Annotated in this window: 12 protein-coding genes and 1 pseudogene; 11 read left to right on the forward strand and 2 right to left on the reverse strand. The window is 59.0% G+C overall.

Annotated features, from left to right (window positions below; all coding sequences use genetic code 11):
* Positions 1 to 26 precede the first annotated feature (26 nt).
* The 9 genes and pseudogenes from HTUR_RS22565 (at position 27) to HTUR_RS28710 (ending at position 9998) form a co-directional block, all read left to right on the forward strand.
* Complete coding sequence (locus tag HTUR_RS22565) at positions 27 to 1397, forward strand: extracellular solute-binding protein (protein WP_187291509.1); 1371 nt, start codon at positions 27 to 29, stop codon at positions 1395 to 1397.
* A gap of 168 nt (positions 1398 to 1565) precedes the next feature.
* Positions 1566 to 2372 (forward strand): carbohydrate ABC transporter permease, encoded by an 807-nt coding sequence (locus HTUR_RS22570; RefSeq protein WP_226377554.1) that lies wholly within the window; start codon positions 1566 to 1568, stop codon positions 2370 to 2372.
* Positions 2372 to 3250 carry a carbohydrate ABC transporter permease gene (locus tag HTUR_RS22575; protein ID WP_012945681.1) on the forward strand — a complete coding sequence of 293 codons (879 nt, stop codon included), beginning with the start codon at positions 2372 to 2374 and terminating at the stop codon, positions 3248 to 3250. The genes HTUR_RS22570 and HTUR_RS22575 overlap by 1 nt, the downstream gene beginning before the upstream one ends.
* An 86-nt stretch (positions 3251 to 3336) precedes the next feature.
* Entirely contained in the window at positions 3337 to 4539 is a 1203-nt protein-coding gene (dgoD, locus tag HTUR_RS22580; protein WP_012945682.1) for a galactonate dehydratase, read from the forward strand.
* 3 nt (positions 4540 to 4542) lie between these two features.
* A complete protein-coding gene (locus HTUR_RS22585; protein ID WP_012945683.1) occupies positions 4543 to 5361 on the forward strand; it encodes an SDR family NAD(P)-dependent oxidoreductase in 819 nt (272 codons plus the stop codon).
* Positions 5362 to 5563: 202 nt separating this feature from the next.
* Positions 5564 to 6985 carry a glycoside hydrolase family 32 protein gene (locus HTUR_RS22590; RefSeq protein WP_012945684.1) on the forward strand — a complete coding sequence of 474 codons (1422 nt, stop codon included), beginning with the start codon at positions 5564 to 5566 and terminating at the stop codon, positions 6983 to 6985.
* A gap of 629 nt (positions 6986 to 7614) precedes the next feature.
* Positions 7615 to 8138, forward strand: a pseudogene (locus HTUR_RS26090) (IS6 family transposase); the annotation flags it as partial.
* A 615-nt stretch (positions 8139 to 8753) separates the two neighbouring features.
* Positions 8754 to 9260, forward strand: a complete 507-nt coding sequence (locus HTUR_RS22605; RefSeq protein WP_226377555.1) for a PfkB family carbohydrate kinase — start codon at positions 8754 to 8756, stop codon at positions 9258 to 9260.
* Between the two features lie 183 nt (positions 9261 to 9443).
* A complete protein-coding gene (locus tag HTUR_RS28710) occupies positions 9444 to 9998 on the forward strand; it encodes a hypothetical protein (protein WP_226377556.1) in 555 nt (184 codons plus the stop codon).
* Between the two features lie 92 nt (positions 9999 to 10090).
* Here HTUR_RS28710 and HTUR_RS22615 read toward each other — a convergent pair whose 3' ends face one another.
* Positions 10091 to 11350, reverse strand: a complete 1260-nt coding sequence (locus tag HTUR_RS22615; RefSeq protein WP_012945686.1) for an AGE family epimerase/isomerase — start codon at positions 11348 to 11350, stop codon at positions 10091 to 10093.
* Positions 11351 to 11510: 160 nt separating this feature from the next.
* Between HTUR_RS22615 and HTUR_RS22620 the strand changes: the two genes are divergently transcribed.
* Both HTUR_RS22620 and HTUR_RS22630 read left to right on the forward strand, forming a co-directional pair.
* Positions 11511 to 12635, forward strand: a complete 1125-nt coding sequence (locus HTUR_RS22620; protein ID WP_012945687.1) for a Gfo/Idh/MocA family protein — start codon at positions 11511 to 11513, stop codon at positions 12633 to 12635.
* 821 nt (positions 12636 to 13456) lie between these two features.
* Positions 13457 to 14188, forward strand: a complete 732-nt coding sequence (locus HTUR_RS22630; protein WP_012945688.1) for a sugar phosphate isomerase/epimerase family protein — start codon at positions 13457 to 13459, stop codon at positions 14186 to 14188.
* 40 nt (positions 14189 to 14228) lie between these two features.
* On the opposite strand, the gene HTUR_RS22635 is transcribed toward HTUR_RS22630, so the two are convergent.
* A complete protein-coding gene (locus HTUR_RS22635) occupies positions 14229 to 14462 on the reverse strand; it encodes a hypothetical protein (RefSeq protein WP_049942056.1) in 234 nt (77 codons plus the stop codon).
* Positions 14463 to 14503: the final 41 nt, after the last annotated feature.

Here is a 14503-nt window from a genome sequence, read left to right on the forward strand (position 1 = left end):
TGAATAGTTGCTGCGCTCTCACCCGAGTGCTCATTGCGGTTCTGCCCGTCGCTACCAAAATCTTTATATTTGTTGTTCCGGATTGTAGTGATGGACCGATGGGAAAGATTAGCAAGCGTGACTTCCTTAAAGCGAGTGGCATAGCAGCAGCCTCGATTGCCGGCTGTCTCGGCGGCAATGATCAACTGACGTTTTGGTGGATCGACGGTGATAGTACTGAATATCAGGACCTCAACGACTGGATCGAGGAGACTGTCGAGGCGGACACCGAGCGACAGCTGGAGATAACTGGCTATGCCTATAGCGATCTCCATCAGAACGTCCTGACGGGTGGGCGTCAGGGTACGCCGGATGTCATCGAAGGTGTGATCGAACACCCTGGCGACTATGTCGCGGCCGACATTATCGAACCGCTGACGGACCGAACCGATGAAATACCACACTTCAACGGTTTCCTCGAGAGCGCGCTCGACGCATTCCGGTTCCAGGACGAACTCTGGGCGCTCCCCTACACTGGAAACGGTCGCGCGATCGTGTACAACAAGGAGGTGCTCGCCGAATACGGCTATGAAGATGGTCCGCCGTCCGAGATTGACGAGTTCATGGAACTCGCCGGAACGATCAACGCGGATTACGATGACATGAATGGGTTCCACCTGACAACGGAGCGCGGTGAGGTCCGCGCTACACAGGAGTTTCTCTCGCACGTCTACCAGCACACCGACGGATCGTTGTACGAGTGGGACGGTGACGGATGGGCACTGCAGGCCGACTCGGACGTGTTCGAGGCCATTCTCGGTGACATCTACTACCGGCTATTCCACGGCGACCAGCCGACGGCCAGCTCCGCGTATCAGAGTGCGGGATACGAGACAAACGACATCGGTTTTACAGAGGGTGAGCACGCGATGATCCATTGCGGGCCGTGGATCAACGGTTTCCGTGATACGGACGCCCAAGCCGAGATGCTCGACGAGAAGGTGGCAGTTTCGCTGCTGCCGAAACACGCGGACGCATCTGATGCGACCTACATGGAGGTCAAACCCGCAATGATCAACACTCACTCGAACGATCTCGAGAGTGCACTGTCGGTCGCGTCGACGTTTACGAGTCCGGAAACGATCGAACGAATGGGCGAGATCAACTCCGGCACGGTCGCGACGCCCGTGCACGAAGACGTCGAATCCACGCTCGAGAACGAGGATTACATGGCGTTCATCGATGCATTCGAGAACGGCGTCGCTCCAGCACCGATTGCATGGGGACCAGTTCGCGAGGGGATCTACGACGCGATCGAGTACGTAATCTTCGACGAGCAGACACCCGCGGAAGCTGCCAACGAACTCGAGCAGACGCTCGAAGAGGCTAATGTCGAACTCAACCCGAATGAAGAGTGATCCGATGAGGCATAGCCCAGTTCCGAACCCACACTCACAGGCAATTATAACTGTGTGATAGATATGACTGTAAAAAAAGATCGACTCTCGTCGTACCGAAATCAGTTCGTCTCCCTCTCGACGGAGACGTGGCTTGGCTGGGGGCTGCTGTTACCGGCAGGGCTATTGATGGGCGTAATCATCTTCTACCCTATTGTCGACGGCATCCTGACAAGCTTCCAGATGCGCTCGTTCCTGCAGCCGGAAGCTCGGGAGTTCGTTTTCCTGGCGCACTACCGGGCACTGATCCAGGACGGCGTGTTCTGGACCGCGCTGTGGAATTCGGCAGTCTTGACCGGCGTGTCGGTCGCTCTGCAGTTTCTGCTAGGCCTTGGGCTGGCGTTACTGCTCAAACAGAGGGTTCCGGGGATCACGATCTTCCGGAGCATCACGATGGTTACCTGGGTCCTGCCGGTTATCGTGATCGTGATCGTCTTCAACTGGCTCGTCCAACCCGGATACGGACTCGTCAATCTCATCCTCGCGGAGTTCGGGCTCCCGACCGACTACTGGTTCTCAAACACCACGTGGGCTATGCCGCTGATCATCCTGATGCACGTCTGGAAGAACGCTCCGTTCTTTGCGATTGCACTGTTCGCGGCGATGCAATCAATCCCCGACGAACTCTACGAGGCTGCGGAAATGGACGGTGCATCGGCGATACAGCAATTCCGGTACATCACCCTGCCGAACATCTCGTATGTCGCGATGATCATGATCGTATTGCATGTCCTGTATACGTTCAATAACTTCGACTTCGTCTGGCTCTCGACCGGCGGTGGACCGCTCCGGACCACCGAAGTCCTGCCGACGTACGTGTACAAGCAGGCGTTCGATCAGTACCTGCTCGGCTACGCGGCCAGTATCGGTGTCGTGATGTTGATCATCATGATGATGTTTACCGTCATCTACGTCAAACTGGAGGACCTCGACTAATGTTGAACACGCTCGTTACCCGATTCAAGACTCGCCTTGACGATGGGATGACCGTCCGACGCGCGACGTTCGTCTACTCGATGCTACTGCTGTACTACGGGTTCCTGCTGATCCCGCTGTTCTGGCTCATCAGGTCCTCGGTCGTCACCGACGAGATGCTTCGCGCGCGAGAAATCAATCTTGTACCGCTCGCACATATGACGGCCGAAAACTACGCGGCGGTTCTCTCCAACGAGACGTTCCGGCTATACTTTATTAACTCGACACTGATCGCGGTCGCGACGACGGTGTTGACGCTAGGTGTCGGTATCCCGGCGGCGTACTCGGTGAGTCGGTTCGACTACCCAGGTCGCGACTACGTGGTATTGGGTCTCATCTCGAGTCAGATGCTTCCGCTGGTACTGGTGTTGATTCCGTTCTTTACGGTTATGTTCCGCATCGGGTTGGTCGATACCAGAGTCGGAATCGTCTTTGCCCACGCCGTCGGCGTCCTGCCATTCGTCGTCTGGCTGTTGAAGGGCTATTTCGACGCGATCCCGCAGTCGCTGGACGAAGCCGCGAAGATGGACGGGTGTGGGTACCTGGAAATCATGTACCGGATCATCGTTCCGCTGTCGCTTCCGGGGATCGCCGTCGCGGCCTTCTACGCCTTTGTCGGGTCGTGGAACGACTACCTGTTCGTGTCGCTTCTCTCGCAGTCGACGGGAACGCGTACGCTACCGCTCGGATTACAACTCTTCCAGACGGCACAGCAGGTCGACTGGGGTGCGGTTACCGCGGCCGCTGTCGTGACGGCAATCCCAGTCGTTGTGCTGTTCGCATTAGTCCATAAGTGGCTCGTCGACGGTCTTTCGAACACCGGCGGAAAGGGAGTCTAACCGGCGTATGCATCTCATCTCGCGACCGATCACCAACTATTAGTTACGATGGAATATTCATCACATCAACATACGACACGACACAGATGACCGAACAACCAAACGAATCATCGGAAGGATTTGACAGCACCGACGCGCCCGTCATTGCCGACTACGAACTGTTCGAGGTTCCGCCGCGGTGGCTGTTCCTCAAGGTGAAGACGAGTGACGGCACCGTCGGTTGGGGCGAACCGGTCGTCGAGGGGCGCGCCAAAAGTGTCCGAACCGCCGTTGAGGAACTGATGGACAGCTACCTGCTCGGCGAGAATCCCGCTCGGATCGAACACCACTGGCAGACGATGTACCGCGGCGGGTTCTACCGCGGCGGCCCCATCCTGATGTCCGCGATTGCAGGGATCGACCAAGCGCTCTGGGACATCAAGGGCAAACACTACGGCGCGCCGGTCCACAATCTACTGGGCGGCGCCGTGCGCGATCGGATCCGCATCTACCAGTGGATCGGCGGCGACGACCCCGCCGACGTCGCCGAGCAGGCCCGTGAAAAGGTCGACGCCGGCTTCACCGCGCTCAAGATGAACGGCACCGGCGAACTCGAACGGATCGACTCGCCGGCGGCCGTCTCGGCGGCTGCCGACCGGATGCGGGAAGTCCGCGAGGAAGTCGGCGACGCGGTCGACGTCGGCGTCGACTTCCACGGCAGGGTCTCGAAGCCGATGGCCAAGCGCCTCGTCGAGGTGCTCGAGCCCCACGACCCGTTCTTCGTCGAGGAACCCGTCCTACCCGAACATCTCGACGACCTCGGGGAGATCGCCAAGCATACGACGATCTCGATCGCGACAGGCGAGCGGCTGTTCTCTCGATTCGACTTCAAGCAGCTGTTCGAGGACGGTCACGTCGACCTGATTCAGCCCGACCTCTCCCACGCCGGCGGGATCACCGAGGTCAAGAAGATCGCCAGCATGGCCGAAGCCTACGATGTGGCGATGGCCCCCCACTGCCCGCTCGGGCCGGTCGCGCTGGCGTCGTGCGTGCAGGTCGACGCCTGCTCGCCCAACGCGTTGATCCAAGAGCAGAGCCTCGACATCCACTACAATGAGACCAGCGACGTGCTGGACTACTTGTCCGATCCTTCGGTGTTCGACTACGAGGACGGGTTCGTCGAGATTCCCGACGGACCGGGCCTCGGCGTCGAGGTCGACGAAGCGTACGTCCGCGAGCAGGCCGAGAAAGACGTCGACTGGCACAACCCCGTTTGGCGTCACGACGACGGCAGCGTCGCTGAGTGGTAATCCATGCCGGCACATGAACCCCACGCGCCGACCGAGACGCCGTGCCCCGGCCGGTTCGACGGTGACGCCGTCGTCGTGACTGGTTCGACGAGAGGTATCGGCGAGGGCGTCGCCCGGCGATTCGCCGCCGAGGGCGCCGCCGTCGTGATCACCGGCCGGAGCGAGGACACCGGCGAGGCCGTCGCCGAGTCGATTCGAGAGGACGGGGGCGACGCCACGTTCGTCCGCGCGGACATGCGCGAGCCCGACGACATCGCGGCGCTAATGGAGGCGACCGCCGAGGAGTACGGCGGGGTCGACGTGCTGGTGAACAACGCCGGCGTCGAGACCTACACCGGCGCCGACGAAGCCACCATCGAGGACTGGGAGTTCGTCCTCGAGACCGACTTCCGGTCGTACTGGCTCTGCGCGAAGCACGCCGTCGAGTACATGCCGGCGGGCGGGTCGATCCTCAACATGTCCTCGAACCACGCGTTCGCGACGACACCGTCGATCTTCCCGTACAACGCCGTCAAGGCCGGAATCAACGGGATGACCCGCGCGATGGCGCTGGATCTCGGCCCGGAGATACGGGTCAACACGATCAACCCCGGCTGGGTCGAGATCGACCGCACGCACGAGTCGCTCGACGACGAGGAGTACGAGCACATCGAATCGATCCACCCGGTCGGCCGTATCGGCGAGCCCGGCGATGTCGCCGGCGTCGCGACGTTCCTCGCCAGCGACGACGCGGCGTTCGTCACCGGCACCCACCTCGTCGTCGACGGCGGCCGCTCGGCGGTTCTGCAGGACAACTACCTACCCGACTACGCCGCAGAGTGACATCATATCCCCTACGAACGAGACGAATCGGATAGCGCCTAGCTAATCTGATCTACTCCTATTCTGAAACGAATCTAGCAATTATCTGATTAATGCACGCCGATCGTCGGTAGTCTTGACAACTATTGGATGCCAGGAACTGATGCCTATCGATATTAGTTTAACGACTCAATCACAAGGTTGCTCTGTTCAGACCCCACGAATGACACAGAAACTACCTTTGAACCCGAATCAGTGGCGTCCCGAATATCATTTCTCGCCATCCGAAGGATGGCTGAACGATCCCAACGGACTGGTGTATTGCGACGGCGTGTACCACATGTTCTACCAAGCTGGCGAGCACCGACGGCGGTGGGACCACGCCACGAGCGAAGACCTTCTCTCGTGGTCCGAACAAGGAACAAAGATCCAGGATACCCAGTCCGTTCAGTCGTTCTCCGGCGGAGCAGTCGTCGACCGTGGCGATACTGCAGACTTCGGCGAAAATACTCTCGTGTTTACGTACACAGGCCACCACGATGACGGGACTGAGGATCAGAGACTGGCGTACAGCACGGACATCGGGGATACTGTCCGTACGTACAACGCGAATCCGATAATCGAGAGCGCGACCGGGGACTTCCGAGATCCCAACGCGTTTTGGTACGAACCGGACGCGAGCTGGCGTATGGTCGTCAGTCGCGTTGAGGGAACTAGAGACCGACCCGCGGGAATCGAGGTCTACAGTTCTGATAACCTCCGTGACTGGGCGTACGAGAGCACCTACCGGGACACCGACGGAGAAGAGTGGGAGTGTCCGAGCCTGTTCGAGTTACCGGTGGAGAGAACGGCAGAGTCGAGGTGGGTGATGATCGTCTCGTCAATCGAGAACTGTTCCGTCGAGTACCACATCGGACATTTCAACGGGACGGAGTTCGTCGCTGAGGACGTGATTCTTGCGGACTATGGGTATGACTTCTACGCCGCCCAGAACTGGGAAAATCCCCCAAGACATGGGGAGCTGGTCGTTTCCTGGATGAATAACTGGGCCTACGCTGATAACGGACCTAATCCTGGCTGGAGAGGCGTCATGACAATTCCAAGAACAATAGCGCTCCACAACGTGAACGGTGATGTCAAGGTACACCAGTACCCCGCAGCTGAGGTAGCCCGGATGCGGAAGAATGTGATTACCGATCTCTCGCAGGAGACGGTCGTGCCGGACGAAAACCCTCTGGAGCAGGTAGACATCGGGAATCGAACGCTCGATATCGTTGCGACCGTCGACCCACGGAACGCCGACACAGTGGAGTTTCGTGTCTGTGAAGGGAGGACTCAGGCAAGCAGCATCGTCTACGATACAGTAAACGAGGAGCTGCACTTCGACCGGACGAACGCGGGAGCGTTCTTCGACAATGACGCCTATGGAACGACGTCAATGCCCCTAAAACTGCGTGAGGACGGAACGGTCAAACTCCGTATCCTGATCGATCGGTGTTCAGTGGAACTGTTCGCCAACGATGGTCGCCGCACGATGACGAATTTGGTGTATCCCGACCGTGAGAGTACCGGAGTCTCATTCTCTTCGGAGGGGGGTGCCGCCGAGGTCGAACGCCTGATGGTTTACGGGTTAGAAACGTCGTAATGCTAATATCCCTATCTGCGACCACCTCCGTGATCGTCTCAAACATGATGCCTGAAAGACTGCGGGTAAGGTAGGGACTAGAAGTAACAGCGTGATCCGGAAGATAGTGCTGGCAATGAGCAGCCCGACAACGGTAGCTAAGTGGTACCCAACGACGGCCTTCCACTCGGCCTATACCTGCACGACAACAGCTGACTCAGTATTGCGTTGATTGAAGAACACCAGTCCCTCGGTTCCGACAGTCCTTTTCATGTCGAGGAAGTCACTCTCATGTTGGCAAATGATGAGTTCGCAGGCGTCGGCAGTTCGATAGTCGGGATCTGAATGACGAGTACGTCTAGCAGCGCCCAGCGATACGGTCTGTGGGCCAGAGCTGCTCTCGATGGATTCAAGGAGCGCACCTCTACTACGACGAACGAACGGATTGTCGTCCACCGCAAGTACAGTACGCAAGACATCGAAGTACGGACAGTATCCGAGTGGTGCTCATTGGTTCATTGCGACGATATTGACCTCGGCAGTGAGGACCTCGACATCGATGCTTGAAGTCTCCGTCAACGGCTAAAAGCGTCCACACTCCACTATACCTAGAAGACGACTGATCGCCCGGAATCGAAGCGTGGACCGACCACGCGACCGGGGATTCGCTTCGGAGACACAAGCGATTCTTCGCTTGATTGGCGTGAAACGCTCTCACCAAGCAATCTGGCACTGGGTACATCGGCTGGCTGACAGCGTTCCAGACCCGCCGACAGCGAAGCCGTCACGGGTCGCTATCGATAAAACAGCTGTCAAGATCAACGGCGGCTAGTCTTGGGAGTAACCCACAATAGACCTTGACTCACGGCTAATTCTCGATATCGCAGTGTTCGGACGACGAGGCACTGATCCAGCCGCTGCGTTCCTGCATAAATTGACCGAGAAACACGATCTCTCCACGGCTGTGTTTCTTGCCGATGGTTACGGCCATCTGTCTGCCCTCTCTCGGTTCTGGTTGAGCGGTCAGCTCGACTATGTCGATTAAAACCACATCGAAAAGTGGTTTCATACCTTCAAAATGGGTATCGACCACTTCCATAATTCGTGGGTAGGCAGTCGGACAAACGTCAGACAATAACTTGAACAGCTCTCACACTATTACAACGCACAATGACCAAACCAGTCACTTAATGGATAGATACTAACAGAGGTGCTGAACTAGACAGTGCCCCTACTGAACAGATCTCCTGCATTCGATAGTCCGTTTTTACAGAATTGCAGACACTCGTATAACTTATGTGAAATAGCGAGGCTTCGTTTCAGAGTGTGAACGGCGTACTTGATGACGAGCTCGCGGAACTGCTTCCACCAAAGATGGCCTCACGCTAAACGCTATCAACCGAGGAACCGCTTCTATAACTGCGAAACTGCAGAAACGGCCTCTCTCACGTGACAATTTTTAGATCATATTCGAACAAAGATTAGATTACATATTCAATCCGGTTGGCGTCCAATGTGTCATACTCAGTATGACAACCTACGATTGAGACGATATCTTGAGCTGCAGAGTTAGTCATGAATATTTTAATATCATTTTCGAGGGTTTGTTTGTCTCGATATACCTCCGCTCTAATCCACCAGTCAGCGCCCTCTCGTACATGTTGTGTCTGTCCGAGCGAATAACCTGATTCGGACAGTACTCATACACAGACTGAACGATGTCCTCAACACCATCAGAGCGACCGTAAGGATAAAGGAACCCTGAGACAGTATCAACCCACTCTTCGAGTTGTCTTTTGAAGCCCTAAAGGAAGACGTCGACACGGCGACCGCCTTCGATCTCAACTACCGGAGTAAGCTCTGGTCGCGATCGACGGCGAAGTCAACGTACGAGGTGCTACTTCCGAAGGTCGATCTGCTGTTTGCCCCCGAACGCGACGCGCAGTCGATCCTCGACGGGACGGGCGAGGCGATCGCAGACGAACTTCGCACGCGGTTCGACTGCGAGACGGTCGTCGTAACGCGGGGTGCGGACGGCGCGATCGCGAGCATCGCCGAGGGAAGCGCGAGCCAATCAGCGTTCGACACCGAGACGCTCGATCCGATCGGAACCGGCGACGCGTTCGTCGGCACGTTCCTCTCGCGGTACGTCCGCGACGCGTCTGTTTCGGAGGCGTTGACGAGGGCGGCGGCAACAGCGGCGTTGAAACGAACGATCAAAGGCGGTCTGACGGTGATCACCGAAGACGAAGTCGAGGCAGTCATCGCCGAAGGGGGGTCCGAAATCGACAGGTAAGTATCTTAGTAGGTACCGTCCGTCGGTACTCCGTATGAGTCTGCAAGAGATAGAGCAGATCGTGGACAGTGGTGTGATCGGAATTCTTCGAGGCGTCGAACCGGACGCTGCAATCGACGTCGCTTCCGCAGTCGCCGACGGCAGTGTCACGGCGCTCGAGGTCACGCGGACACGGAGAACGTCGTGGAAACGATCGACACGCTCTCGAGTCGGTTCGGCGACGTCTTCGTCGGTGCCGGAACCGTCCTGGACGCGGGAACGGCGCGGGCCGTGCAATTGGCCGGTGCGGAGTTTCTGGTGACGCCGACCGTCGACACCGACGTCATCGAGGTCAGCAACCGCTACGGGACGCCCATCGCGACGAAGAGCCGGCTGACTGATCTACCGTTGAAGAAACGGCAGAGAAGGCTGCGCTCGGCGAAGACGGGTCGGGAGACGAGGCGGACGGGGGCCGCACGGACTCGGAAGATGACACACAGTGAACAGCACAAGCGGACGATACGTTCCTGTTTGCCGAGTCGAACTATAGACCGGACCGAAACGACGAAACAGAAGATCGAGACCGAGACCTTAATAGCAGGCGTACGATTCCAGATTTCCCGTCGCTTGTATCCGATACGAGATCGAATCACGACACGCTGGCCGCATTCGTCCTCGGAGACTGAATCGGACAGCGGTTGCACCTGCCAGTTCGTCAGCGACGACCGTCGAGACGAGCGCCACGTCAACGGCCGGTGAAAGGCCCTAAGCTGAATCGACGCGCCCTTGCGACGACAACTCACGGGACGGCTGGACGTTCCCAACGCACACGCTCGAGCGCTCGAATTCGTCTACAGCCGTTCGAGGGCTGCGATACACTCGAGTAGCGCTCGACCGTTGTGGTATGCCGCCTTGTAGACCGCGCCCTTGCGACCGACGGGTTCGAGATCGTCGTTGATGCCGGAGTGCCACTCGCCGTGTTCGCGGTCGATCTGATGGTCGTCGAGGAACTCCCACGTGTCGGCGAAGACGTCGAGATACCGGTCGTCGCCGGTACACTCGTAGGTTCGCAAAGCGCTGGTCATACACTCGGCCTGCACCCACCAGGCTTTGACGCGGAAGCTTGCGGGTTCGTCGAAGCCGCCATAGAAGTAGAACCCGCCGCGCTCCTCGTCGTACCCGTATTCCAGCGAGTAATCCCACAGCGTCTTGAAGAACTCCCGGTACAGGTCCTGTGAGTGGCCGAGCGTGTCAGCGGCTTCCATTGCGAGCCAGACGGTCTCCAGATCGTGCCCGTACGAGACGACCCGAAACTCCTCGTCGAGCTTCTGCGACCAGTCGGGATCATACTTGTCCGTACAGAAGCCGCGATTCTTCCGGTAAACCGTGTTAGTGAGAATGGTTAGTAGTTCGTGGAGGCGCTCCCGTCCGCGACTAGTGTCGAACGCCTCGTAGTAGGTCGTGAACGCCTCCATGAGATGGAGATGCGTATTCATCAGCTTCAGCGTCGGATCGAGGACGCTGTCGCCTGATTCCTTAGGCGACCAGTCCGGTTCGATGTTTTCGAGGTATGTCTGTCCCTCCGTGATCGGTTCCCAGTCAGGCGTGAAGTACTCGATGTACCCCCCGTGCTCGCCGTCTTTGGCGTGTTCGTCCATCAAGTCGACTAGCTCGTGGGCGTAGTCGGCTGCCTTGTCGTCCCCGGTCGCGCGGTAGTACTCGGAGAGCGCGTAGAGACCGAATGACTGTCCGTACAGGTGTTTGTTTGGTTTGACCGTGGTTCCGTCGCGCCGGACTTCCCACACGAAGCCGCCGTTAGGTTCGTCCCACAGCTCGTCGACCAGAAATGCGAACCCATGATCGGCGATGTCACGGTACTCGTCGCCATACCCTTCGCGGACGAGCCGCGCTGCCAACCAGACCATGCGCGCCTGTGTGACGACCTGTTTGTTGTCGTTGCCGGCGAACTCGCCGTGCTCGTCGTAACTGGTGATGAACCCTCCGTGTTCAACGTCGATGCTGCGGGGGAACCAGAAATCGAGGACGTTGTCCGTCAGCGTTTGCTTGAGCGACGAGAGATACTCTTCCTTGAGCGTAGCTATGTCTGCCATTGCAGATAGATGATCGCCTACGTAATGGATAATAATATCGGAACTAGACGGGGCCTCGCTGAAAGCTGGTAGCCGGTCGGGATCGGCTCATCAGGACGAGTGACGTGAACCTGGAGAGAAATGCATTTACCGCAGGTGATACAACAGAAGAGCGAAGTCTATGAGTGCTTACACAGTCGCAGTTATCGGAACGGGACCCGATCCGGATAACCCGACCGTAGACGGGTTCGCGATGGGGTATCGACACGCCGAAGCGTTCGAATCCGATGACCGTTGCAAACTCATCGGTTGCGCGGATGTCGTCGAAGAGAACCGTCTCGCGTTCGCCGACGCGTTCGAACTACCGGCGGAGAACACTTTCGAAGAGTATGAGGAACTGCTCTCAACGCTCGAGCCGGACATCGTGAGCGTTGCGGTTCCACCGGCGATACACAGAGAGATCGTCGTAGGATGTGCCAAAAGCGGCGTCGTCGATGCGGTCCATTGCGAGAAGCCAATGGCGAACACGTGGGAAGATGCCCGACAGATGGCACAAGAGTGTTGGCGTCACGACGTACAGTTGACGCTGAACCGCCAGCGTCGGTTTGGACGGCCGTTCACCGAGGCCAAACGCCTGCTCGATGACGGGAAGATCGGCTCGCTCCGACGAATCGAGATTGGATGGGGAGACTTCTTCGACACCGGCGCGCACACGGTTGACCTCGCCGGGATGTTCAACGGCGACCGCGCCGCCGAGTGGGTCCTCGCAGGACTCGATTACCGCGAGAAGGACGTCCGGTTCGGGGCCCATCAGGAGAATCAGATGTGGGCGCAGTGGCGGTACGAGAACGGCGTCTACGGCGTCATCTCGACCGGCGAAGGCAGCGATTTCACCGACGCCGCCATCGTGCTCCGGGGCACGGACGGGACCATCCGTATTGATAAGACGGACGGCCCGATGCTCGAGATCGCACGCGGCAGTGACCGCCGATCGATCGACGTAGACGGTGAGACGATGCACGTGACGAACGACGAAGGCGACGGCCGCTACGGATCGCACTTCCACGATCGGGCGGTCACCGCGGTCGTCGACGGGTTGGAGACCGGAGCGGAACCCGTAATCAGCGCGCGAGTGGGACTGACCACGGCCGAGATACTGTTCGCTGGCTACGAGTCCGTTCGCCGCCGCGGACGTGTCGACCTCTCGCTCGACGTGGTGGACAATCCGCTGCAGTCGATGGTCGACGTCGGTGCGCTCTCCCCGTCACCGGCGGCGGCCGACGAGGAGGGGACGCCCGGTCGGTAGTTAGCTCAGTGAATGTACGGTTCTCAGTCACTCAGCGCCGTCGCTACCTTCTCCGCGATCCCGTCCGCAATCGACCGCATTCCAGCGTCACCGGGATGAAGCAGATCCGTGGTTAATCCGGTCGCGTCTGCGACGGTTGGTCCGTCGATCAGTGACACGTTGTCTGGCGCCCGCTCAGCGGTTCGGTCTCGTTCGGCAGCCGACACCGACCGGAGACGCCGTGGAACGCGACTGGTTCCCACGCGTCGAATCGGAGACGACACGCGCGGGGATCAAAGGCGCCCATCGCGACGACATCCGGCTCGAGACGGGCGATGCCGTCGGGCCTCGAGAGTTCCAGCGTCCGCGGAGTCGAACCGAGTTCGTACGTCTTGTCCCCCCTGAAACTCGCCCCAGAATGGGCGGACAATGGTCTCGGACGCTGCCGAGAGCATCACCGATACAGTCGTCTTGTCCGCGGGGACAAACCTGAGTTTGCAACCCGACGGGTGACGGAACCGATCGCGAGCCGCCACGCTGACCTCGGCGGCGACCGACTCGGGAACGCGGCGAAGCAGACGCCCCTCGTCCGTCCAGCCCGCGATCTCCGTGGCCGCAACGTTGTGAAAGCTAATGGATGGAACCTCGTCGTCGATCATACGAATGCGCGTCTCGTTGGCCCGTCGACGAGATAATTCTGGCGGGAGACCCCTGAGTCCGGTGCGGTCCGCATCGTGACTTCGGAGGACGAGGGTTCGCGATAGCGACACCGGCGAGCACGGAAGGGGCAACTGTTGACTGTTGGTTCACACTTACGGTGCCGGCATCGGTAGGCAACGTGCATGACGTCGTTTGGATTCCAACTGTACAGCCTGCACGCAGTCGACGATCAGCTCCCGGCCGTAATCGAACGCGTCGGCGAAACGGGGTTCGAGGGCGTCGAGTTCGCCGGCCTCAGCGACGCCGACGTCGAGTCGGTGGACGCGGCGCTGGATCGGAGCGGACTGGGTGTCGCGGGCGCCCACATTGGTCTTGACAAGATCGAGGCCAACGCCGATGGCATCGCCGAGACGTACCGTGCACTCGGCTGTGAGACCGTCGCCGTCCCGTGGCTCGATCCGGAGCGCTTCGCCTCCGAAACGGCCGTCGAGGAAACGGCCGAGCGAGTCTCGAACGCCGCCGCAGCGCTGGCGGAGCACGGACTCGAGTTGCACTACCACAACCACGATCAGGAGTTCACCGAACTGGACGGCCGTCCCGCGCTGGAGTACCTGCTCGAGGCGACCGACGACGTCGGCCTCCAGCTGGATCTCGGGTGGGTCGGCGCGGCGGGGTACGAGCCGTTCTCGTTCCTCGAGGCGCACGCGGAACGGATCGACCTCGTGCACCTGAAAGATTACGACGCCGCAGCGGGCGAGACGGTAGAGGTCGGCGAGGGCGATCTGGATGTCGACGCGACTGTGGAATTGGTCAAGGAGCTGGAAGTCGATTGGCTCGTCTACGAGGCCGAAGACCGACCGGGCTCCTACGGGACGCTCGATCACGCCGCGGACATCGTCGAAGCGCACTGGTAACGCCGGACCAGCGACCGACCAAGCGTCAAGTACCTCCCGGTCAGCGAGGGATATCTCGGCGGACGCTCATCCAGAACACGGCGCTAACGATCGATCCAAAGCCGAGCACGATTACGAGGTTGAGTATCGCGAGCGTGTATGACTCGGTTCCGCGCTCGCCGAACAGGAGGGTGATGGCCGTGAGTACCAGCATGAACACGAGGAACAGCCAGAGCATCCCCAACTGCGTCTGGTAGTCACGGACGAGCGACCAGAACGATTCCTTCCAGGACATAGTACTCATCTGCGTCCGTCATCCGAATAAGCTTTTTCACC

The organism is Haloterrigena turkmenica DSM 5511 (assembly GCF_000025325.1).
Lineage (GTDB): Archaea > Halobacteriota > Halobacteria > Halobacteriales > Natrialbaceae > Haloterrigena > Haloterrigena turkmenica.